This is a genomic window from Mumia sp. zg.B17, assembly GCF_019550915.1.
GTDB lineage: Bacteria > Actinomycetota > Actinomycetes > Propionibacteriales > Nocardioidaceae > Mumia.
In genome coordinates this window covers 67003-89729 of sequence record NZ_JAHWCI010000004.1, presented here as the reverse complement: position 1 = coordinate 89729, position 22727 = coordinate 67003, and the positions used below count along the sequence as shown (strand labels likewise).

Sequence of the window (22727 nt, the reverse complement as noted above, 5' to 3'; positions counted from 1 at the left end):
TATAACTGATTGGTTTTAGAGTGCGGCCCAGTCGCGCCAGATGTCAACCCCATGACCTCAGAGGTCATCGACTCGTGCCCGTCCCGTCAAGCAGGCTCGGAGCCTCACCTACCGAGAGGATCACTGATGACTGCCTACGCAATCGCCCACATTCGCGAGATCACGATGGGACCCGACATCGTCGAGTACCTGGAGCGGATCGACGCGACGCTCGCCCCGTACGGGGGCCGGTTCCTCGTGCACGGAGCAGACGTACGCACCCTGGAAGGCGAGTGGCCGGGCGACATCGTCATCATCGCCTTCCCCGACCATGACCACGCGACGCGCTGGTACGAGTCAGACCCGTACCAGGCGATCCTGCCGCTGCGTACAGAGAACTCCGACTCGGTCGCGATCCTCGTCGACGGGGTCGGCGACGACCATCGCGCAACGGACATCCTGGGCCGCGCTGGCGCGACCGGCACGCCTCTGCCCGCCGAACAAATCTGAGTGCCGTGACCCCCTGCGCGCGCACGGTGGAACGCGAAGGGGGAGATTCCAATGAACAGAACGATCCGCGTGGTCGGCCTCGGGGCCGCAGGCGCACTCATCGGCGGCACCCTTGTCGCCACTGCGCCGACGGCCTCGGCCGACGACGTCAACACCGCTCCGGTACGCAAGATCACCGGCGCCACCACCAGCCCGTTCGGCCTGGCCAAGGCCGGAGGGCGAACCTACGTAGCCAACTTCGGTCAGAACAACGTGGTCGTCTACGCCGCCGGTGCTAACGGCGCGGCGATGCCGATCCGCACGATGAACAGTGGGCTGAACTCACCGCGTGGCGTCGACGTCGACACCAACGGGTTCACGTACGTCGCCAACAACAACGGTCTCATCTCGGTCTTCGCGCCGGACGCCGACACCGGCGACGCACCGGTCAAGACGTTCGGGACCGGCGCGGGCGCCGCCCTGGGCCTCGACATCGGCCCGACGGGCAGCATCTTCGTCCGCAAGGCGACGACCATCAACGTCTACTCGCCGGCCGCGGCAGGCAACCCGGCGTCAACCACGCGTCAGATCACTGGCCTGCCCGCGGGCAACGGTGTGCACGTCACGAGCAACGGGGCGACCTGGGCCGACGCCGGCGCGGCGCTGCGTGCGTACGCGTCGAACGCCAACGGCGGCGCGACGCCGCTCCGGACGATCTCCGGGGCGAAGACGGAGCTCGCGGCACCCATCGTCGGTATCGGCACCGACTCCAAGGGACGTGTTTATGCGTCGAACTTCAACGCCGTCAGCACGGTGGTCGCCTTCTCGGCGTCCGCGGAAGGCAACGTGGCTCCGCTGAAGGTCCTCGGCGGACCGGCGACACAGCTCAGCAGCCCGGGGCATCTCTCCGTGGCCGGTGATGGAGGACTGACCGTCGCCAACTTCGGCGGACCGTCCGTCCTCGAGTTCCGAACGCTCTTCCCGAAGCCGGCCCCGGTCGTCAAGGTCCCGGGCAAGCCGCGGGCGTTGAAGGTCGCCGGCAAGCAGAGGGCCAAGACGCGCAAGGTCTCGTGGAAGGCACCCGCCAACAACGGCGGCGCAAGGATCACCGGCTACCGGCTCGTCGTCAAGAAGGGCAACAGGGTTCTCCTGAGGAAGAACTTCGGGGCGAGCAAGCGGTCGTACAAGATCAAGCGCTCCAAGCTGCGCAACGGCAAGAACGTCGTGCTGATCAAGGCCAAGAACACGAAGGGCTTCGGCAAGAACGCCAAGAAGTCGTTCCGCGTGCGCAAGTAGTCCGTACCGTCCGCGTGGCGGAGCCGGCTCATGGGAGCCGGCTCCGCCATTTCGATGTCACTCGAATTGCCTTGCGGAGGCCGAGGTCGGCAGCCAAGAATGCCGGGCACCCGTCGTACAAGCGGGATACATCACGTCCAAGCCGGTCCTCGGAGGAGATCCTCCAGGACGTGCGGACGCAGGGGGAACCATGAGAAGAACTCATTTCATCGGCGTCGTCGCCAGCGCGGCGTTGGCCGGCGCTCTGCTGGTCAGCGCTCCTGCCGAGGCAGCACCGGGCGACCCGGTCAGCGTCCGACCTGAGCGGACGATCATCGGTACGAAGGCAGGGGCAAAGCCGCCCTGGGACGTGCACCTCAGCGCGTCCGGACGGACGTACGCGGCCGACTTCCACCGTGATCGTGTCGTGGTCTACCGGGCAGGAGCCCGCGGCAAAGCGCGTCCGCTGTACTCCCTTCGGGGAGCGCGGAGCCGTATCTTCGAGCCTCGTGGCATCGCGCGTGACTCCGTGGGGCGTCTCTACGTCGCCAACGGGAACAAGCGTGTCCTCGTCTTCGGCAAGAATGCACGCGGCAACGTGCGGCCGATTCGTGTGCTGCGTACTGGGATGGCTGTCGGCTCGGTGTCGATGACACCGGACAACCGGCTGATGGTCGCGGGCTCGAACGGCATCAAGATCTACCGCCGCTCGGCCTCGGGCACGGCGAAGCCGGTGCGCCAGATTGCCGGTGACAAGGCAGAGCTCGGCGGGGTGATCGACGTGAAGATGAACGTCGACGGTCGCATCTGGGCGACGTTCGGGGAGGGAGAGTTCATCTCCGTCTTCGCGCCGGGTGCGAACGGCAACGTGGCGCCGGAGCGCAGGATCACCGCCGACTGGCCCGGAGCGGGCCTGTGGGAGCCGGAGCCGCTCGCCTTCGACCGTGCGGGGCGTGCCTACATCGGTCTGCACTCGGGCCACGTCTACATCCTGGGTCCTAGCGCGACGGGCGAGGCCACGCCTCAGCTCGTCGTCAGCAACCGGCGGCACGGCCACGTCGACGGCCTTTCGGTCAGTCGTACGGGCAAGGTCGCCGTCACCGGCGACAACAGGATCACCGTCTATCCGCGGTTGCGGGCGATCACGGTGCCGTGGGCAGCGCGGGGAGTCTCGGTGTCAGGATCGCCGACGGCGACCAACCGGGTCGTGCGCTGGGCGCGGCCGCTGGGAGACGGTGGCGCGAGCGTCACCCGCTACCGCGTCACGGTCAAGCAGGGGACCCGGACGGTCAAGGTCGCCCGGCTGAAGGCATCGCGACGTTCCTACACACTGAAGCGGAGCAACCTGCCTGCGGGGACGAGCACGGTCGTCGTCCAGGCACGGAACCGCAAGGGGTACGGCCCGGGCACGCCGCTGACCTTCACGGTCACGCGGTAGCACCGGCGAGACATAGGCACTGCGGATGACGGCGGCGAGCCCTAGGCTCACGTGTCGTGGACGGGCATGGGCGGGGGACACGCCGGGACCGGTACGGCATCGTGCTCGCTCTGCTCGCCGTCGTCATCCTGCTGGTCCCCGTCGACAGCAGTGCGCTGCGTCCGCTGGTGACCACGCTGCTCGGCGCGGTGCTGCTCTTCGCGCAGAGGACCTCGGGAGCGCGCCGCTCGGTGATGGTGACCTCGGCGGTGCTGGCTGCCGTCGCTGTCGTCGTCTCGGGCGGCGCTCAGGGCTTCGACAGCGAGACGGCCGTCTCCGTCTACTCGATCACTGTCATCCTGCTCTGCCTCGCGACCATCACGACGATCGGCGTGCACGTCCTCCGCGACCCGTCGTTGGACGTGCACATCGTCCTCGGTGTCATCGCGGTCTACGTCCTCCTGGGGATCGCCTTCGCCGGTACGTATGCCGTGGTGGGGATCGTGCAAGGAGGCTTCTTCGCCCAAGGCGGGGCCGACGACGACGCGGTGAACTACTTCTACTTCAGCCTGATCACGATTACGACGACAGGCTTCGGCGATCTCTCGCCGGTGACGGACACGGGCAAGATCCTGGCGGCGCTGGAGGCGCTGATCGGGCAGGTCTATCTCGTGACCGTGGTGGCCCTCGCGGTGTCCGGTGTGACGCGCCGCCGTCGGGCCTAGGCGTCTGCTGCTCGACGCACGCGTAAACGGTCACACCTCACTCCAACGACGAAAGCAGGGCGCACCATGCGCATCTCACGATTAGCTACCGCCGCTACCGCGGCGGTCATGACGGCCGGCGGCCTCGTACTCGCCGGCTCCCTGTCCGCGTCGGCGGACACGGTGGACACACCGCCGCGCGTCATCGGGGGGGATCGGGCGAAGGTCGGCGGCGCCGAGGCCGTCGCCATCGGTCCCGATGGGACGAGCTACGTCATGAAGACGACGCCCCCTTCAGTACGGGTGTTCGCCCCCGGCGCGCGCGGCAACGCCAGACCACTGCTCGTGAGGAAACTCCCTGAAGCTCGTTCGGAGGGGGTGACCAGACTCGGAACCGACGCGGTCGGCCGCGTGTACGTGGTGGCGTCGAACGACGACTACACCGAGATCAAGGTGTATGCGCCGCGGTTCGCCAAGCGCGCACCGCTCCGCAGGCTCATCGTCGACGACGTGGGAGGGTCGATGGCGGTCTCGCCCACCGGTGAGGTCGCCATCCTCAAATGGGACGGTGACGCGATCGAGGTTTACGGCCGGAATGCCCGTGGGAGAGCGACGCCGATCCGCGTGATCAAGGGACCGGCGACGGGACTGGTTGGCCCGGAACAGGGACACCAGCTCGCCGTAGGCCCCGACGGGCGAGTCTGGGCCTCGAAGATCTCGTCCTCCGCTCTTGTTGCGTTCGCGCCGGGCGCTCGGGGAAACGTCGCTCCAGCGGTGCGTATCGACGGCCCCCGAACAGGGCTTAGCCCGCGTGGAGCCCTGCCTCGCGTCGACGCGGCCGGTCGAGTGTACGCGTTGCAGCAAGGCCGCGTCAGCGTCTTCGCGCCCTCAGCGAACGGAGACGTCGCTCCGCTGAAGGTGCTCAACGTGCCGCTTCCCCGCACGCGTCGCCCTGGGCTCTCGGTGGGCGCGAGGGGCGACATGGTGACGTCGATCGGGAAGCGGTCGATCGGCGTGTGGCGAACGCTGTTCCCGACACGGCCGTCCAAGGTGCGGGCGGTCCGTGTGACCGGCAAAGGTGCGGCCGCGAAGCGGACCGTGCGGTGGAAGAAGCCGTCGTACGACGGTGGCCGTGCGGTGCAGAAGTACAGGGTCGTCATCCGCAAGGGCTCGAAGGTGCTGCGGGCGAAGTCGCTGAAGCCGGGACGGCGGTCGTACACCGTCAAGAGGTCGGCGCTGCGCCGCGGCAAGCTCACCGTGACGGTGCGGGCGAAGACCTCCAACGGCTGGAGCCCGAAGGTCGTCAAACGTTTCCGCGTCCGGTGAGCAGGGGGAGGAAGAATGAGGACATACAGAGCGGCGACCGTGGGAGTAACCGCGGTCGCGATGGCAGGGGCAACACTTCTCGGCGCGACGTCAGCGTCGGCGGACACCGTGGACTACAGGCCTGACCGTGTCATCCGGCCGGTGCCTGAGTTCAATTCTGCGGCGGGGCTCGCGGCGAGGTCCGACGGGACCCTTTATCTCGCTGACTTCCGTCCCGGTCCGGACACGATCTGGATCCTCGGGCCGTCGGCCAACGGGGTGCAGTACCGTACGCGGACCATCAGCGGCGCCAGGGCGGCCCTCGACGAGGTGGATGACGTAGGGGTCGACGGCGCAGGACGTGTCTACGTGCTGTCTAACGGCGGTCGTGTGTCGGTGTTCGGACGCGACGCCTACGGAGACGTTGCGCCGCTCCGCACCTTCGAGACGGGCGTGTTCTCGAGACACCTGGCAGTGTCTCGGGACGGCAAGGTCGCGGTGAGCCGCAATGCGCTGGGGGAGGTCGCCGTCTACGCCGCGGGGGCCTCGACGGGCGCCACTCCGACGCAACGTCTGGTGGGTCCGCGGACCGGTCTGGGAGGCGGACTCGCGCAGCTGGCGTTTACCTCGAAGGGAGCATTATGGGTCAACGACGGCGGCGTCCTGCGGGTCTTCGCGGCCGGTGCGACAGGCGACACTGCGCCGCTCCGCAGCTTCACGCCGGTGACGAGCACCTTCCGGGACCTGACCGATATTGCTGTCGACGGGATGGACCGTGTGTACGTCTCTTCGGAGTACGACGAAGGGCAGGGAGGTGGGACGGTCGTCAGCGTCTTCGCCGCCAACGCCACTGGTCGGGCAACGCCGATCCGGTCGCTGGAGGGCTCGCGCTCCCGGTTGAGCACCATCCTGGTGGGTGCTCAGATCGCGATCGACGGTCGGGGGGGACTGGCCGTCACCGGGTTCCCGCGCGAGGACGTGCTGGTGTTCCGGACGTTGTTTCCGGGGCGTCCGTCGGTGGTGCGGTCGGTGCGGGTGTCAGGAAAAGCGTCGGCGAAGAAGCGGACGGTGCGGTGGAAGAAGCCGGCTGATGACGGGGGCCGCGACGTCCGCTCGTACAAGGTGGTGTTCCGTAAGGGCTCGAAGGTGGTCAAGCGGGTGACGCTCAAGCCGGGCCGGCGGTCTTACACGGTGCGGAAGTCGTCGCTGCGTCGCGGGAAGCTGACCGTGACGGTGCGGGCGAAGACGGCAAAGGGCTGGAGCCCGAAGGCCGTCAAGAAGTTCCGGGTTCGGTAGGGGGAGGGAAGACGAATGAGGACAAGACGATCGATCGCCGCCGCGGGGAGCATCGTGCTCGTCGCGGCGGTGTGACCGTGGCAGGAGCGAGCGCCGCGGACGCAGACACCGTCGACTACGGCCCGGGCCGGGTCATCGGTGGCTCGCGCGCCCAGGTCGAGAACGCTCAGGTGGTGGGGATCGCTCCCGACGCGACGACGTTCGTCGCGCGGGCGCTCTCCGACCGGGTACGCGTGTTCGGACCGCGTGCGGACGGTAACGTCAAGCCGTCTCACGTCCTGAACCCGGCTCCGGGCTCCGTAAACCACGAGTCGAACGTCGACCTGGCAGTGGACGCCGCAGGCTCCACGTATGTCTTGAACGCGATCTTCGACGACAACACGTACGTGGCGAAGTTCGGCCCACGGTTCACGGGGCCCGATCTGAGGTTCCTCCACGCGCCGAATGGCTCCCGAGCCTTGGCCGTCTCGCGGAAGGGTGATCAGCTCATCGCCACGGCGACGTCGCTGGGGGTATACCCGGCGGGTGCGACCTACAACGATCCGCCCTCTCGCCTCATCTCTGGCGCTCGCACGGGGTTGGCCGCCGCGGGTGGCGTGCGGGACGTCGCCCTGGACGGACGGGGCTGGATCTGGGCGGTGACTGCCAACGGCGTGCTCGGGTTCGCGCCCGGCGCGACGGGCGACGTCGCTCCGGCCGCGCGTATCTGGGGGTCTCGTACGGGCCTCAGGGCGCCGCGCCACGTCGACGTCGACGCGGCGAACCGGGTGTACGTCACAGACGCGGCACGCCGGAGCATCAGCGCATTCGCTCCGACGGCGAACGGCAACGTCCGTCCATTGCGGGTGCTGCGCGGCACGAAGGCGAGCATCAACCCGCGTGAGGCGGCCGTCGCACTGAACGGTCGGATCGTCACGACCCGTGGGTCGCGGGCGATCCAGGTGTTCTCGACGATGTTCCCGAAGCGACCCTCGGCCGTGCGCTCGGTGCGGGTCACCGGGAAGACACGCGCTGCGAAGCGGAAGGTGCGCTGGGCCAAGCCCGCCGACAACGGCGGTGGAGCGGTGCAGAAGTACAAGCTGGTATTCCGCAAGGGCTCCAAGGTGGTCAAGCGAGTGACGCTGAAGCCGGGACGGCGGTCGTACACGGTGAAGAAGTCGGCCTTGCGCCGCGGGAAGCTCACCGTGACGGTCCGCGCGAACAACATCGGCGGTTGGAGCCCGAAGGTCGTCAAGCGGTTCCGCGTGCGCTGAGCGCATCGACCGGCGTCGTCCGCGAGTCAGAGCTCGCGGACGACGCGGGCCGGCGTGCCTGCCGCGAGGACCCCGGCGGGGAGGTCGCGCGTGACGACCGAGCCCGCGGCGACGACGGTGTCGCGGCCGATGGTGACGCCGGGGCAGACGATGACGCCCCCGCCGAGCCACACGTTGTCGCCGATCACGATCGGCGCAGCCGACTCCCACTTGTCGCGCCGCGGGCCGGGCTCGAGCGGGTGCGTCGCCGCGAGCAGCTGGACGTACGGGCCGATCTGTACGTCGTCACCGATCGTGACGGTCGCGACGTCGAGGATCACGAGCCCGAAGTTCGCGAAGGTTCGTGCTCCGATCGTCGTGTGGTGCCCGTAGTCGACGTGCAGCGGTGGTCGGATCACACTGTCCTCGCCGAACCCTCCGAACAGCTCCGACAGGAGCTCGCGTCGCCGCTCGCGGTCGGTGGGGTCAGCCGTGTTGATCGCGTGCGTGAGGCGTAGAGCGCGCTCGTGGTCGCGGATGAGCTGCGGGTCGTCGGCGACGTAGAGGTCGCCGGCGAGCATCCGTTCGCGCATCGAGGGCTCACGGTGCTCGGTCGGGTCGGTCGGGTCGGTCGGGTCGGTCGGGTGGGACGGGTCGGTCGGGTGGGACGGTTCGGAAGGGTGGGACGGTTCGGTCGGCGCGGTCATGCGGACCACCGTACGAGGCAGCGGTCGGCACCGTCGTGGCGTTCGTCCGTTCTGGGTTAGTCGATGAGCACGGGCACGGCTTCGTGCGTCGTGAGCGCTGCGGGCACGCCATCGGTGGTGATGGTCTGCCCGAGCGTCTGGGTCGGTCCACCGCTGACGGCGTAGCTGATCGTGAAGGTGACATCGACGCGGGGGCGGTGGGTGCGGTCGGCCTTCGCGTAGCGGTGGGTGACGTCCAGAGCGGGATACGGGCGACCAGGACCCGTGGTGGCGGTCGTCGCGCCGTCGCCGAAGTGCCAGGTGTAGCGGCTGGCGGTCCCTGTCACGTGTACGCGCTGACCGAGGATCGTCACTGTCCGGTCGAACGCCGGTGGCACGGTCGAGAACACGGTGTCCAGGTTGACGAGGGTACGGTCAGCGGGCTGGATGCTCAGCGATGCCTTCGGGAGCGGCAGGCGACGGACCTCGCGAAGCACATCACCGGGCGTGATGACCGGCGCGACGGAGCCGGCGCCGCCGGGTTGGCCACCCCGGCATTCCGATCGAACGATCGTCCAGGTACCGCCGGGCGGTCGACTGTAGAGGTTCCACATCGTCTGTTCTGGGGGGCACGCGTACGCGAGGCTGCAAGTCGCGTCGCTGCCGGAGCCGGGCGAGCACATCGGCTGCCAGCGATATTCGGTGGTAGGTGCCGCTGGTGCGGGATTGACGGTTCCGGGCGGAGGGGAAGCTTGGTCATCACGTTTCTCGTCCTCCAGGTAAACCTCGTCCCTGTCGTCGTTGGGCGTAGGCGTTGGTGGGTTGGCACCTATCACTAGGGAGAGCGTTAGAAGGACTGTAGCGACGCTCACCGGGGCGCCTTTGCCTGTTCGACAAGGTGGATGACCCTCCACCCAAAGGGAGAATTCCTAAGTCGGAAAAGATGTGCCCGACCCTTTGGAGACACCACGACCCATGGAGCGTCGGCGGTCTTTCGGTATCGATAACGCTTGGTTGCAACGGTGGTCGTCACGACGAAGTAGTCCCGCTCGGCTTGACTGGCCGTCACGGTGGGCTCCCAAGGAAGATCTTCGTAACCGCCGCCAGCCGCATGGAGCCCTGCGTCGTACTTGGCCATTGCTGAGCAGGTATCGCATTCGTCGGTAGAGGCGTCGAGAAGGATTTGGCTGTCCCCAGTCATCGCCGAATAGCGCATCGCCTCATACCAGTACTCGACGAAAGCCGCCGCCCCCTTCGCTCCGAACTCTTGCGCCTCGGGCGGGATCGTCGGTGGGGCGAGCGTCGGGGTGGGGGAGGGCGTCGCGCGCGGAGAGGCAGAGGACGGCGGATCGCTCGGGTCACCGCCGGCCGGGTCGCCTCCCGTGCACCCCGCAACCGCAAGCAGGACAAGGCCGGCGAGGGCCGCCCGGGCGTACGTCATGGCGAGAAACGTAGTGGCACCGCGGGTTCACACGGAAGGCGTCGTCCCACGGCTTGTGGAAGACCCGTGCGGTGTCCCCGGCAGATGGTTGACTTCGGTTCATGGCGCACCCGGTGATGTTCAGCGACGACGACCCCGGCCTGGCCCAGCTGCGTGAGATCTGCCTCGCCTACCCGGGTACGGAGGAGCGCGTCTCGCACGGCCGGCCGACGTTCCGGTGCGGCAAGATCTTCGCCGCCTTCGGAGGCTCCGAAAAGCTTCGCCCGGGTGAGCACCGCCAGGTGCCCAGTGCGCTCATCGTCAAGGTCGACGAGTCCGAGCTCCCTGCGCTCGACGACGACGATCGGTTCTTCGTCCCGGCTTACTACGGCCCGTTCGGCTGGCGCGCGCTCGACCTCGCCGCAGCGGATGTCGACTGGAGCGAGGTCAGGGAGCTCGTTGACGCCTCGTTCCGGCTCATCGCCCCCAAGCGCCGCGTCGCGGAGGCCGACGCCCGCTCTCAGGAGGCGTGAAAGCACAACGCCTAGGGTTCGGAAGGTGACCTCCGACGACTTCTCGTCGCGCCTCGCGACCGTGGACCCCGCCGCCTACACCTCGGCGGACCTTCTGGTGTGGGTCCTCGCGCTCGCCCTGGCCGTCGCCGCAGTCGCCAACCCGCTGTGGCGCCGTACGAGCGTGGTCGTCACCGTCGCGCACGAGCTCGGGCACGCGTTGGGCGGAGTGTTCGCCGGCCGCAAGCTGACCGCGCTCCGCGTACGCCTCGACGCATCCGGCGTCACCCACACCCGCGGCAAGGCCAGCGGCTTCGGCATGGTCGTGTGCGCGTGGGCGGGCTACCCGGCGCCGGCGATCGCGGGACTGCTCGCCGTGCTCGTGGCGGTGAAGGGGTGGGCGGCGCCGGGCCTGTTCGTGATGGCCGTCGTGTTCGTCGGCTGCCTGCTGTGGGCGCGCAGCGCATTCACCGTGCTCGTGCTGCTCGCGTGCGCAGGCGCCTCCGCCGCCCTGTGGTGGTGGGCTCCGCCCGTCGTCCAGAGCGGCGCCGCCGTGGGCGTCGGTGCGTTCCTGCTCCTCGGCGGCCTCCGTACTCTCGCCGACACCTGGCGCAGCCGCGCCTGGCACCGCAGCCGCGGTGAGTCCGACGCGGTGGCGCTCGCGCTCCTCACGCGGATCCCGGCCACCATCTGGCTGGCGTCGTTCTGGCTCGCGACGGCAGCATGCGCCGGGGGAGCGGCGTGGATGCTCGTCGACACCGTCGAGCGCGTCGTCGGCTGAAGGCGCCGTGTGGTGGCGAGGGCTCCGCTCCGGCTCGTTTGCGCAGGTCAGACCGTTGTTTCTCGACGCGTACGAGGGATGGATCGGGGCACCCCTGGTGTTGTACAGGTAACACCGAAGGAGGGTCCCTCATGCACACCGGCTCGGAGCCCAAGAAGGCGCTCAGCGCGTACGGCATGCGGCTCGCCCTGTCCCTGGGCGGGTTCGTCGTCTTCGCCGCGCTCGCGCTGTGGGGACTGCTGCTCCCTGATGCCACCGACGTGATGGTCGTCCTCGGCCTGGCGTCGGCCGTGATCGCGGTCGTCGCCCTCGTGGACACGGCGGTCATCGTCCGCAAGATGCGCAGCCGCAGGTCGCGTCGCCCCGTGTGACCATGCGACACGCCGCGCCGTACCCGCCAAACACCGTCTGACCTGCAACGACAGAAATGTCGGTCCGCGGAGTGAAGATAAGTTGCATGGGCTTGCGGCGGACGCGTACGGTAGCCACTACATCTAGTACTTACACGGATGTAGTTATCCACATCTAGTCCACAAGGACCAGTGGCGAACCCCACAGAAGACCGGCGGTTCTCCACATTCCGTCCACAGCGAGAGGAGCTCGGGATGCACTGCCCGTACTGCCGGCACACCGACACCCGAGTCCTCGATAGCCGTGTCGCCGACGACGGCGGAGCGATCCGTCGTCGCCGGAGCTGCACCGCGTGCAACAAGCGCTTCACGACCGTCGAGCAGATCCAGCTCACGGTGTGCAAGCGCTCGGGTGCCACGGAGCCGTTCTCGCGCGACAAGGCCGTGAGTGGAGTGCGCAAGGCGTGCAAGGGCCGCCCTGTGGACGAGGACGACCTGGCGCGACTCGGCCAGCAGGTCGAGCACGCGCTGCGTGCGGCTGGGGGAGCGGAGGTGAGCTCGCACGAGGTGGGGCTCGCCGTGCTCGAGCCCCTCAAGGCGCTCGACAAGGTCGCCTATCTGCGGTTCGCCAGCGTCTACAAGAACTTCACCGACGTGTCGGACTTCGCGGACGAGATCGCGACGCTGATGGTGGCCGACGCCAACCACGAGCTCGCCGCGGAGCAGCACTCCGCCGGCAGCTGAGACTCACCAACACATTCACGGGGACACGGGGAGAAGGGGCACACGATGACGGAGACGGTCAGTGGACCGAGCGGGGCTGCGCGCGGGCGCAAAGCCACCAAGCGTGCAGGCAAGGGCCTCACGATCAACCGGGTCTACACGACGGAGGGCGTGCACCCGTACGACGAGGTGACGTGGGAGCGTCGCGACGTCGTGCAGACCAACTGGAAGACCGGAGCCACGGTCTTCGAGCAGCGCGGGGTGGAGTTCCCCGACTTCTGGAGCGTCAACGCCTCCACGATCGTCACCACGAAATACTTCCGTGGCGCCGTCGGCAGCGACACCCGTGAGCAGAGCCTCAAGCAGCTCCTCGACCGTGTCGTCCTGACGTACGCGAAGGCCGGCAAGGACAACGGCTACTTCGCGACGGACGCCGATGCCGAGGTCTTCGAGCACGAGCTCACCCACATGCTTCTTCACCAGGTCTTCAGCTTCAACAGCCCGGTGTGGTTCAACGTCGGCACGTCGAGCCCGCAGCAGGTCTCGGCCTGCTTCATCCTCGCCGTCGACGACTCGATGGACTCGATCCTCAACTGGTACAAGGAAGAGGGTCTGATCTTCAAGGGCGGCTCGGGCGCCGGCCTCAACCTCTCCCGCATCCGCTCCAGCAAGGAGCTGCTGCACTCCTCGGGCGGTACGGCCTCGGGGCCGGTGTCGTTCATGCGCGGCGCCGATGCGTCCGCGGGCACCATCAAGTCGGGCGGCGCGACGCGTCGTGCGGCCAAGATGGTCGTGCTCGACGTCGACCACCCCGACATCGAGGAGTTCGTGCAGACGAAGGCGCGCGAGGAGGACAAGATCCGTGTCCTCCGTGACGCCGGCTTCGACATGGACCTCGGCGGGCACGACATCTCGTCGGTCCAGTACCAGAACGCCAACAACTCGGTCCGCGTGACCGACGAGTTCATGCGTGCGGTCGAGGAGGGCTCGGAGTTCGGGCTGCGTGCTCGCACGACCGGCGAGGTCATCGAGACCATCGACGCCAAGAAGCTCTTCAAGGACATCGCGCAGGCGGCCTGGGAGTGTGCCGACCCGGGCATCCAGTACGACTCGACGATCAACGACTGGCACACGACGCCGGAGACGGGCCGGATCACCGCGTCCAACCCGTGCTCCGAATACATGCACCTCGACAACTCGTCGTGCAACCTGGCGTCGCTGAACCTGCTCAAGTTCCTGCAGGATGACGGCTCGTTCGATGTGGAAAAGTTCGTGAGGTCCGTCGAGCTGATCATCACCGCGATGGACATCTCGATCACCTTCGCCGACTTCCCGACCGAGGCGATCGGCGACACGACGCGCAAGTTCCGTCAGCTCGGCATCGGCTACGCCAACCTCGGCGCGCTCCTCATGGCGTCGGGTCTCGCGTACGACTCCGACGGCGGCCGCGCGTTCGCCTCGGCGATCACCTCGCTGATGACCGGCACCTCGTACCGTCGCTCGGCGGAGCTCGCCGGTGTCGTCGGCCCGTACGAGGGCTACGCCCAGAACGCCGAGCCGCACGCTCGCGTGATGCGCAAGCACCAGGCTGCCAACGACGCGGTCCGAACGATGCACGCGATGGACATCGCCGTGCACCGTGAGGCCACGAAGCAGTGGGCCCAGGGCATCGAGATCGGTACGAAGCAGGGCTGGCGCAACGCTCAGGCGTCTGTGCTGGCTCCGACCGGCACGATCGGCTTCATGATGGACTGCGACACGACCGGCATCGAGCCGGACTTCTCGCTGGTCAAGTTCAAGAAGCTCGTCGGTGGCGGCTCGATGCAGATCGTCAACCAGACGATCCCGGTCGCGCTCAAGAAGCTCGGCTACACCAACGAGACGATCGAGGCGATCGTCGAATACATCGCCGAGCACGGTCATGTCATCGACGCGCCGGGCCTGAAGACCGAGCACTACGAGGTCTTCGACTGCGCGATGGGGGAGCGGTCCATCAAGCCGATGGGTCACGTCCGGATGATGGCGGCGGCGCAGCCGTTCCTGTCGGGTGCGATCTCGAAGACGGTCAACATGCCGGAGACGGCGACCGTCGAGGAGATCGGTGACATCTACTTCCAGGGCTGGAAGCTCGGCCTCAAGGCGCTCGCGGTCTATCGCGACAACTGCAAGGTCGGCCAGCCGCTCTCGTCCGGCAAGGGCGAGAACAAGGGCAAGGACTCGAACGCCGCCAAGCCGGCCGAGGTCGTCGAGACCGTCAAGACGGTCGTCGTCGAGAAGCCGATCCGCAAGCGTCTCCCCAAGACGCGCCCGTCGCTGACGACGTCGTTCACGGTGGGTGGCGCCGAGGGCTACATGACCTCGGGCTCCTACCCGGACGACGGCCTCGGTGAGGTGTTCCTCAAGCTCGGCAAGCAGGGCTCGACGCTGGCCGGCGTGATGGATGCGTTCTCGATCGCGGTGTCGATCGGCCTCCAGTACGGGGTGCCGCTCGAGACGTACGTCCAGAAGTTCACGAACCTGAAGTTCGAGCCGGCCGGTCTGACCGACGACCCGGACGTGCGGATGGCGCAGTCGATCATGGACTACATCTTCCGCAGGCTCGCGCTGGACTACCTGCCGTTCGAGGTTCGCTCGCAGATGGGCATCCACTCGGCCGACGAGCGTCAGCGCCAGCTGGACACGGGGTCGTACGCGCCGCCGGAGGAGGAGATGTCGGAGCCGGAGTCGTTGAAGACGAAGCCGTCCGAGTCGGCTTCTGCTCCTGTGGCGGCTGTCGATGCTGCTGCTGAGGCGGAGATCGAGCGCGAGGCACAGGTCGATGCTGCCAATGCGGAGATCGTCGCTGAGTCGGCTCGTCCGGCACCGAAGCAGGCGCACACCAGCGCCGAGCTGTTGCAGGTGATCTCCGGGACCGAGGTCGACGCCCCGCTGTGCTTCACCTGCGGGACGAAGATGCGGCCGGCGGGCTCGTGCCACGTGTGCGAGGGCTGCGGAGCGACCAGCGGCTGCAGCTGACGGTGGTGTGCGGGGGAAGTGGGGCGTCCCGGAAGGGGCGCCCCACTCACACTTCCCGATGCTTCAGGCTTCACCTGCGTAACCGTGATCCCCTGCTCTGCACGGCGAGCTTGTGGTCGTTGTCCCGGAGCGACCGCAATGATCAACTGCGATAGTCCACGGTAGTGCCTGGGAACCTGCCCGACCGGAGGTCAGACTGTGCTTCCATCGAGGGCTAGGTGGGTTCCGCGCGGCTGGTGATGATCGTCATTGGCAACGCTCATCTAAGGCTGCCGTCGAGGCCGTGCGCGAGCGCCGCCCTCGAATCTTTAAGCGCGACCTGAAGGAAGGAGCAACAATTACGGCTGCTTCGCCTTGTCGAGAAGCTGCCGACATCAGAGGTGGTGAAGAGTGAGAACTTCTTCGGTCCCCCTGTCGTAGGTACGGAGCAGCCGAGCATGCTCGACTCAGGCTGGCGAGACGACGATGCGAGCGGCCGGGCGGTCGCGCCGCCTGCTGCACGCGCGGGCGCCGCTTCGTCGGGGCCGGGCGGCTGGCGGGGCGAAGGCGCCGATCGCGGAGATGTAGCAGGGGCGCCGCTAGCCCCTGCTGGGCGAGAAGATGCGGCCCGACGGCGGGACCTGCATGGCTTGTGAAGCCAGCGTAGCTCACGGTGGCACCAGGGCACGATACTTCATGTTTTGTGAAGTCGGACTTCCCCTCATCCGCTATACCGGCTACAGTTTCGTCGTAGGGAGGCAAAATGACGAATGCATTCTATGAGCGGCTTGAGCTCGCGATGCGCTCGAAGAGAGTCGCTCCAGGCGAGTTGGCGAGGATCGTTGGTGTGGCACCGAGTGCTGTGTCGGGTTGGCTTGGGGGGAAACGACCGAGTCGCAAGAACCTCTCCGAGCTTGCGAGCGCTCTCCAGGTCACTGCGGCGTGGCTCGAACACGGCGAGGGCAACCCGCCGGAGGTCAGCCAGGAGCGGTTGGCCGAAGAACGGGAACCGCTGTTCTGGTGGATGAGGAAGCAGTCACCCGACGGACAGCGAGTCCTTGGGGACGCCGCGAGTAGCAGCTTTGACCCCAACCTCACGACGATCATCCGCGAAGCGGCGCAAAACATACGTGACGCGCGGCGGACCGGCGAACCGACGGTGGCAGCCGACTTCGTCCTCGAAAGGCTTCGGGGCGAGCGGCTATCAGCTTTCCTCCGGACGATGCGGTTCTACGAGCTGCGCCCACACCTTGAGGCAGTTGCTGAGGGCACGGGAAAACAGGCACGGGTTGTACGTCATGCCCTCGAGGGCGTGGACGCTGGTGAGCTAGTGGTTCTTCGCATCGAAGACCTCGACGGCGTGGGGCTAGTCGGAGGCGAGTACGGCGCGGGTAACTACAGCGCCCTCGTGCGGAATGTCATGGATACGATTAAGCGGGATGAGGGCTCGGCAGGTTCGCACGGCCTCGGCAAATCGACAATTCAGCGCGCTTCAGCGTTCGGACTTCTGCTCTTTGCCTCGAATCTGTCTGAGGCCGAGCCGGGCACTTCGAAGCAAGATCGTCGCCTCGTGGGTCGAATCAGTCTTCCCTGGCACGAGGTGCCCGACCGTGGAGAGTACGCGGGCCCGGGATGGTTCGGTGTGCCCGACCCCGATCCCAAGAGAGAGGGCACGGCACGCTCGACCTACGTCAGCCCGCCGATCCTCGAGGAACTGCGGCTGAGTCGACCCGCGCGAACTGGCACAAGCATCCTCGTGGTTGCCGCACACGACCCGTCGGGTGAGACCAGCGACCTGGTAGAGATGGCGCGCGAGATGTCGTCCGCGATTGCCCTGAACTTTTTCGCTGCGCTGGTGCGCCAGCGTGAGGCGCCGCCAATCCTGCGGGCGACTGTCAAGGCCGTCGACATCCTCGCCGACGGCCGTGAAAAGGTCTTGCACGAGGAGGAAATCGACCCCGCGGCCGAGATGAAGCCCCTCGTCGACCTGATCGAGAAAGCTCGGCAGGGTCAGCTTGTTGAGGAGATGCAAACTGCCGGCGACGTTGTTGAACGGCACGTCGCTCTCCGTGTTCCTCGTAGGCTCGAACACCCAGAGCACGACGAGTTGCAGCACGAGGCCGTACTTCTCGTGCGGCAGGCGGCTGATGACGAGGTCGACCATGCCTTCGCGAACACCGTCGTAACGATGCGGGGCGCCTTTATGCGCGTGACCACTCTCAAGCCGCGAGGCCTGGGCGTTGGTGTCCGTCCGTTCTTCGCTGTGCTCCTTGCCGGTGAAGCAGCGGCGACCGGGACGGATGACCGCCGTGCAGAGCTGTTCCTGCGTACTGCTGAGCCGCCGTCGCACAACGCGTGGAAGGTCACCACCGAGCTCGGTACGAGCTACCGGGTGCGTGGGGTGAAGACGATGCTGGATGACTTCGAGCGAGCGGTCCTTCGCGAGTTGAAGTCTGTCGTGACCGTCCCGCTACGCGAACCTTCCGACGGGCCGCAGTCGCTGAGGGAGCTCCTTCGACTGAAAGTGCCTCCGCAATCTACGGCACGACCCCGAGTGGTCGCACCCGTGGTGGGAGCGCCGCGTTCAGATGGGGCGTGGGAGCTTACAGAAGTCACAGTCCAGATGCCCCCCAAATCGAAGGGGTGGACGTTCACGCCTGTTCTTCGTTTCGTCGCGGAGACTGGTGCAGGGACGACGGTGCGTTGGGCTGAGCTGTCCGCCTCCAGCGGCTGTGAACTGCTGGATGGCGGGCGCCTTCGTGTTGCACCCGGGGTGAAGACAGCGAAGTTTCGGGGGGTCAGCGATCCCGCGTCGCATCCCATCGCAGCAGAGAGCGCCGTTGTCGCCGTGGACGTGAACCGTGTCGTGGAGTCGAGGAGTGAAGCGTGAGAACGGTCTACCCGTATCCGATCCTTGCCGGTGATGTCACCATCACGCTGGGCCATCCGACGACGGACGGCGATCTCGCGCGCGGGTCCTGGCGGGACCCGGACGCTCGCGTGGTCGACATGTCGAACCTCGAGCGTCGGAACTGGTCCACGGTGGATATCCCTGTGGAGATGGTGGGCCCGCCGACAGAATTGCGCGATCGCATTCGAGACGGCGGCGATCCCCGAGCTCACGTGGTCGTTCATTGCAGCTTCACCAACGCGCGCCAGGCATTCGAGCTGGCGCCCGACAGCGATGGAAGCCGTTGGCGCGGCCGGATCTCCGTTGACCGTCCCTTTTGGTTCGGCCGTATATCGGCCGCGGGTTACATCACCGACCACGTCCCCGCGGGTAAACACCGCATTGTCGGCATTGCCGACTCGTGGCATGTCTATCTCGACGACCTGCCGCGCTCGCCCGTCCGTGGTGCGTTGACAGTGGTGTGGCGAGATTTCGACGACAGGGACGTCGACCCACCTGTCCTCACTACGGTGAAGGGCGAGCCTTACTACCACTTCCTGGACCCCAACGAGCCTGTCCTCTTCCTTAACGCCGCTTTCCCGGGGCTTGAGCCGTTGCTGCGCGACCGGTCGCATCGGCCTCTAGGGGAGCAATCGCTGCATGATCAAGTCCGGGCGACCATCGCCACCAAGTTCTTCCTCGCGGCGGCGAACGCTGCCTTGGGAGCGGTTCGACATGAGGACGGAGAAGCCCCGGCGTGGCCCGACTCCGACTGGCAGTCAGATCTGTTGCAAACCCTCTTTCATCACGCCTACCCCAAGAAGTCATCGGACGACGCGCTAGCCGAGGTCATGGCGATGTTGGACTCGGACGACGGGGCGGGCCAGGTCCAGTCAACGCTAATCAGCGCCGTCGATAGACATGTTGGATCGAGCAGGCTCTTGCGCCTAGGGATCAGCCGTCTCGGCCTAGAGCCCGAGGCCGAGCACGAACAGGAGGATGAGTGATGAAGAAGCTCCGCGAGTTGGTCGGTGTCACTGAACTCCCAGTCAGCTTTCTTGAGACGGCGGCTGGCTTCGACCCAAGCGACTACGTAACGGAATTTCCGGACCGCGCCATCGACGTCGAACCGCTGATCAATGTAATCGACGAGGGTATGCGTCGGTTCACCGAACGATCCGAGGAGTCGGACGCCTGGCTCGCGCCGCGGATGCATCACGTCCTCCGGCTGACCCGCCGGGAGGCCGCCCGGCGGGGTGTGTGGGCCTGGCTTGCAGTGGTCGCGGCTCCGCAGTACGTGCACTGGCGCTTCCCAGGAGACAGCGGAGCAACGGCAGTCGATCGCTTTCTCGGCCGTGAGGACAAGAACGCTGTGGGGCGCTTGTGGTGGGGGGCAGAACTCATGCGCGACGGCGGTGACTATGGCCCCGTGGCTGTCGGCTTCTCGATGCAGGACGTGCCTAACACCTGGATGCGCCTGGATGCGTTTCATAACCGGGCGCTCGTTCAAGCATCGCTTGAGAAACTGCGGCTCTACAACGGCGGCAAGATGGCGACGAGCGACCAAGTAAACGCGGTGGCCAAGGCAGTCAATACCGCTGCGAGGACCATCTTGATCGACGCCGTGACTATCGACGTCCCTCTCGACTCCGCCGCCACGGAGGCGTGGCTCGAGGGGAGTGATGGGATTGATGAAACGACGATCTACGATGTCGTTCCCGATGGGCCACTCGAAGACGCAGTGTCAGAAGCATGCGTGACCGAGTTCACGAGACTTCTAGATGAAGTTGTGGCCGAGATGCCCGCCAACCAGCCCCGCGTCGGCGCCGGACCGCATCTGGACGTTCCGTAACTGGCGTTAATGAGGCTGGGGAGTGTAAGCTGCCGAACCGAAAACTACCTGATCAACTGGTTCCTGTTCCCACGTGAATGACGGGCGCTGGCATCACGCCCGAAAGCGAATCAACGGCTCCTTACCTCGCCAGTCGACCTCCGTCTTAGCATCGAGAAAGTTCGTGATCGATTCAATGCGATTACGATGCCCTGCATCTCGTTGTCATGCTGCTCTCATGGAAGCAGCATCAATTTCGCTGTTCAGGCATGGCTGTTGCCCATTGACCTGCTTCAGCGCCCATTCCGGTGGCGCACCGAGGTTCACGTCCAGCTCACGTCCACGCCCTGCGTTAATCCGGGCGCGGGAACAATCGGTTCGTCCGGCAGAGCTCGCGCCCACCGCTGCTCTGCGACGCTGAAGAAGGGGCGGGTGTCGGTTGTCTCGACTGGTACCACGCGGGTGGCGATCCACTCACCCTTAACCGGGACGGGGAGTTCCAGGGCTCTAGCAATGTGTGGGTGTGATTCCTGATGACCGAGGACCAAGATCCCTTCTCCTCGGAGGTTCAGCCGCGCGTCACGGGCGCGCTTGGGGGCGTCGTCTTGCTGAGCGACAGTAAGGACTACGCGACGGCTCACGATCGAATCTGGAACCTCCCGGAAGAGTTGATCCACTCGAGCCTGTCCCGAGCGCGGGAAGGAGAAGATGCGGTCTCGGGCAACTGGATCCATGTGGAGCAGCAAATTTCGCGGAAGGTCAATCTGCAGGCCACCCCACAGCCAGTGGACATCGCGCGCCGATGCCTCCGCGAGTCTTCGCTTGTTGTCGCGGTTGTACGCCCTGCGTGCCTCGCCGGTGTGCTTGTCGGTGCGCCAACGAAGACGTTCGTCAGTGATTGTAATGAGCCCTGCCGCCCACCTGCTGGTGTCGTCGTCGAGCCACGTGACCAGCGCCGGGTAGTCCGACTTCCCCTGCCGGCCCTCGTGGTCGGCGCAGCGGTACATCTCCATTGGGATCTCCCAGCCGCCAAGATCCTTCGAGAACTTGCAGTCGACGTCTCGTCCTGCGATCCGCCAATCGAGATCGTCCCCGTTCGAGAACTCAAACTCTTTGGTCAGGTTCACCTCGACGGCCGTGCCGAGGTAAGTCTTCTCGGTCTTGGAAAGGTGCTGGTACGCCCAGCGTCCCGTTCGCTGCCCGTCGAGAAGCTCATCGAGCGAGTCCCGTAGCGCCCAACGGAACCTCTCGCGTGCGTCGGGCTCGTGTTCAAACCACTCGACAAGGCTTGTCAGCTCGGTCGGCACCCCCTGACGGAGACTGCTACCGATCGACCACGCCTTTGGGACCTTCCCCATAGGGGCCACCGGCGCCGGGTGGGTGCGGAAAGTGTTCCGCCTGCGTCGAATCGCGCGGGCGCGCGAGTCTTGTGAGGGCGTCCTCGGCGGTTCGTCAAGCATCAGTGGGCCACTGTTCACGGGGGCAGTCTCTCAGCTGGCGAACGGCGCCGTCTCAGCTTTCAGACGATGAACGGTCGGACCTGCTTCGCGATAGCGCGGGCAAGCCCTGAAGGGACGGCGTTGCCGATCTGCTTCGCAATAGCTGTCTTCGTCCCGACCCAGAGGTACTCCTTCGGGAAGTCCTGGATCAGAGAGGCCTCATAGTGAGTAATGACGCGGTCTACCGACATTTCTGGGTCGCCCTTGATGTACTTCGGGTCGTGCTCGCCTCGGTGTCGCCCTGGCACCCACTGAGGGTGGAGGTAGGCGCCCTTCTCGGGCTTAAAAAACTCAGTCCGGATCGTGAGCGACGGTGCGTCCCAGCGCATGCGGCCCATCACGTCGGTTGTCCCAGTCGGCTTTTCACGCCAGCACCGGGGGAGCAGTTCGACCGGCAGATTGAAGCGGCCCCCTCCCGGCGGGACATACGAGTATCGATCGAGAGAAAGCTGGTTGGGGTTGCGCCGGAAGTGGATGTCGAGTCCCTTGAAGACACCCGGCATCGGCTCGCCGAAGAATTCCGTCACAGAATCGGGAAGCTCCGTGCTTCCCGGGCGAGCTGGCAGCCCTGCGATGACATCTCGAACGGTCCTCCATGGCAATAGGCCAGAACCAGGCTCCGGCTTGCGAGCGTGCGTCGGGCTAGGGAGCTCAATCTTGCCGACCCTCGACCCAATCACGATGGTCCGCCGGCGACGCTGCGAGACGCCGTAATCGGCAGCGTTCAGTACCCCATATGAGATCTCGTAATCCTGTAGAACGCCATGATCAACCTCGTTGACCAGCATCTGAAACTCCGGAGACTTCGAGAATCGATCCACATTCTCGATGACGAACACCTGGGGCTCGGCTGTCCGAATGAACCGCATGTACTCTCGCCAGAGTTGGTTTCGCGGGTCGTCCAGTTTTTTTAGGCCCAGGTTCGAGAAACCCTGGCACGGCGGGCCTCCGATCATGAGATCGGCTCGCGGGATCTGATGCTTCTCGACGGCAGCGATGTCGCCAGCGATCACATGGTCCTCGCCCCAGTTGGCAGCGTATGTTGCGGCCGCGAGCCGGTCCCACTCGACGGCGAGCACCGGCTCGAAACCTACGTCGTGGAACCCGACCGTCATTCCCCCGCAGCCAGCAAAGAGGTCGATCACAGTCGGATTGGTCATGGAACGTAGCGTACGGTCAGGCGCGGACAGTCTCGGAAGCAACGCCGTGGTGTGACCAGAGCGACGTGTTGGAAGCCGCTTCGCTTCCCCGCGCACAATCTGCCTCGGCGATGATAGTGAGGTCGGGCGTGGAGAGTTAGGCCTGCGAACGCCGCCTGCCGGACGCCCATCGGGGCCATTGGCC

General features: G+C 66.3%; 20 protein-coding genes. 15 read left to right on the top strand and 5 right to left on the bottom strand.

What is annotated here, in order from left to right:
- Positions 1 to 126 precede the first annotated feature (126 nt).
- The 7 genes from KV097_RS05495 to KV097_RS05465 all read left to right on the top strand — a co-directional run bounded on the left by KV097_RS05495 (position 127) and on the right by KV097_RS05465 (position 7718).
- Positions 127 to 489: a DUF1330 domain-containing protein gene (locus KV097_RS05495; RefSeq protein ID WP_220347004.1), complete on the top strand. Its 363-nt coding sequence runs from the start codon at positions 127 to 129 to the stop codon at positions 487 to 489.
- Between the two features lie 51 nt (positions 490 to 540).
- Positions 541 to 1764, top strand: a complete 1224-nt coding sequence (locus tag KV097_RS05490; protein WP_220365310.1) for a hypothetical protein — start codon at positions 541 to 543, stop codon at positions 1762 to 1764.
- Positions 1765 to 1954: 190 nt separating this feature from the next.
- The gene (locus tag KV097_RS05485; RefSeq protein ID WP_220365309.1) at positions 1955 to 3181 is read left to right on the top strand and encodes a fibronectin type III domain-containing protein; all 1227 of its coding nucleotides are present in this window, start codon (positions 1955 to 1957) and stop codon (positions 3179 to 3181) included.
- Positions 3182 to 3237: 56 nt separating this feature from the next.
- Entirely contained in the window at positions 3238 to 3885 is a 648-nt protein-coding gene (locus tag KV097_RS05480; protein ID WP_220365308.1) for a potassium channel family protein, read from the top strand.
- Positions 3886 to 4242: 357 nt separating this feature from the next.
- Entirely contained in the window at positions 4243 to 5190 is a 948-nt protein-coding gene (locus KV097_RS05475) for a fibronectin type III domain-containing protein (protein ID WP_220365307.1), read from the top strand.
- Between the two features lie 141 nt (positions 5191 to 5331).
- Complete coding sequence (locus tag KV097_RS05470; RefSeq protein ID WP_220365306.1) at positions 5332 to 6465, top strand: hypothetical protein; 1134 nt, start codon at positions 5332 to 5334, stop codon at positions 6463 to 6465.
- Positions 6466 to 6542: 77 nt separating this feature from the next.
- Positions 6543 to 7718, top strand: coding sequence for a hypothetical protein (locus KV097_RS05465; RefSeq protein ID WP_220365305.1), 1176 nt, complete (start codon positions 6543 to 6545; stop codon positions 7716 to 7718).
- Positions 7719 to 7744: 26 nt separating this feature from the next.
- On the opposite strand, the gene KV097_RS05460 is transcribed toward KV097_RS05465, so the two are convergent.
- From KV097_RS05460 to KV097_RS05450, 3 genes are all read right to left on the bottom strand, one after another.
- Positions 7745 to 8404, bottom strand: coding sequence for a sugar O-acetyltransferase (locus tag KV097_RS05460; protein ID WP_304610672.1), 660 nt, complete (start codon positions 8402 to 8404; stop codon positions 7745 to 7747).
- 56 nt (positions 8405 to 8460) lie between these two features.
- A complete protein-coding gene (locus KV097_RS05455) occupies positions 8461 to 8880 on the bottom strand; it encodes a PKD domain-containing protein (RefSeq protein WP_220365304.1) in 420 nt (139 codons plus the stop codon).
- A 371-nt stretch (positions 8881 to 9251) separates the two neighbouring features.
- On the bottom strand, positions 9252 to 9824 hold the full coding sequence (locus KV097_RS05450; RefSeq protein ID WP_220365303.1) for a DUF6318 family protein: 573 nt from the start codon (positions 9822 to 9824) through the stop codon (positions 9252 to 9254).
- Between the two features lie 101 nt (positions 9825 to 9925).
- Between KV097_RS05450 and KV097_RS05445 the strand changes: the two genes are divergently transcribed.
- From KV097_RS05445 to KV097_RS05410, 8 genes are all read left to right on the top strand, one after another.
- Positions 9926 to 10336, top strand: coding sequence for an MmcQ/YjbR family DNA-binding protein (locus tag KV097_RS05445; RefSeq protein ID WP_220365302.1), 411 nt, complete (start codon positions 9926 to 9928; stop codon positions 10334 to 10336).
- Between the two features lie 25 nt (positions 10337 to 10361).
- Positions 10362 to 11096, top strand: a complete 735-nt coding sequence (locus tag KV097_RS05440) for a M50 family metallopeptidase (RefSeq protein ID WP_220344914.1) — start codon at positions 10362 to 10364, stop codon at positions 11094 to 11096.
- A 131-nt stretch (positions 11097 to 11227) separates the two neighbouring features.
- A complete protein-coding gene (locus KV097_RS05435; protein WP_220365301.1) occupies positions 11228 to 11467 on the top strand; it encodes a DUF6343 family protein in 240 nt (79 codons plus the stop codon).
- 234 nt (positions 11468 to 11701) lie between these two features.
- Complete coding sequence (nrdR, locus tag KV097_RS05430) at positions 11702 to 12190, top strand: transcriptional regulator NrdR (RefSeq protein ID WP_220341425.1); 489 nt, start codon at positions 11702 to 11704, stop codon at positions 12188 to 12190.
- Positions 12191 to 12235: 45 nt separating this feature from the next.
- Complete coding sequence (locus KV097_RS05425) at positions 12236 to 15184, top strand: vitamin B12-dependent ribonucleotide reductase (RefSeq protein ID WP_220365300.1); 2949 nt, start codon at positions 12236 to 12238, stop codon at positions 15182 to 15184.
- Between the two features lie 742 nt (positions 15185 to 15926).
- Positions 15927 to 18053 carry a helix-turn-helix transcriptional regulator gene (locus tag KV097_RS05420; protein ID WP_220365299.1) on the top strand — a complete coding sequence of 709 codons (2127 nt, stop codon included), beginning with the start codon at positions 15927 to 15929 and terminating at the stop codon, positions 18051 to 18053.
- Positions 18050 to 19060, top strand: coding sequence for a hypothetical protein (locus tag KV097_RS05415; protein ID WP_220365298.1), 1011 nt, complete (start codon positions 18050 to 18052; stop codon positions 19058 to 19060). Before KV097_RS05420 ends, KV097_RS05415 begins: the two co-directional genes overlap by 4 nt.
- Entirely contained in the window at positions 19060 to 19905 is an 846-nt protein-coding gene (locus tag KV097_RS05410) for a DUF6339 family protein (RefSeq protein WP_220365297.1), read from the top strand. The genes KV097_RS05415 and KV097_RS05410 overlap by 1 nt, the downstream gene beginning before the upstream one ends.
- Before the next feature lie 302 nt (positions 19906 to 20207).
- On the opposite strand, the gene KV097_RS05405 is transcribed toward KV097_RS05410, so the two are convergent.
- Together KV097_RS05405 and KV097_RS05400 are read right to left on the bottom strand one after the other, a co-directional pair.
- Positions 20208 to 21191 (bottom strand): NaeI family type II restriction endonuclease, encoded by a 984-nt coding sequence (locus tag KV097_RS05405; protein WP_220365296.1) that lies wholly within the window; start codon positions 21189 to 21191, stop codon positions 20208 to 20210.
- A gap of 212 nt (positions 21192 to 21403) precedes the next feature.
- Positions 21404 to 22543: a DNA cytosine methyltransferase gene (locus KV097_RS05400; protein WP_220365295.1), complete on the bottom strand. Its 1140-nt coding sequence runs from the start codon at positions 22541 to 22543 to the stop codon at positions 21404 to 21406.
- Positions 22544 to 22727 lie beyond the last annotated feature (184 nt).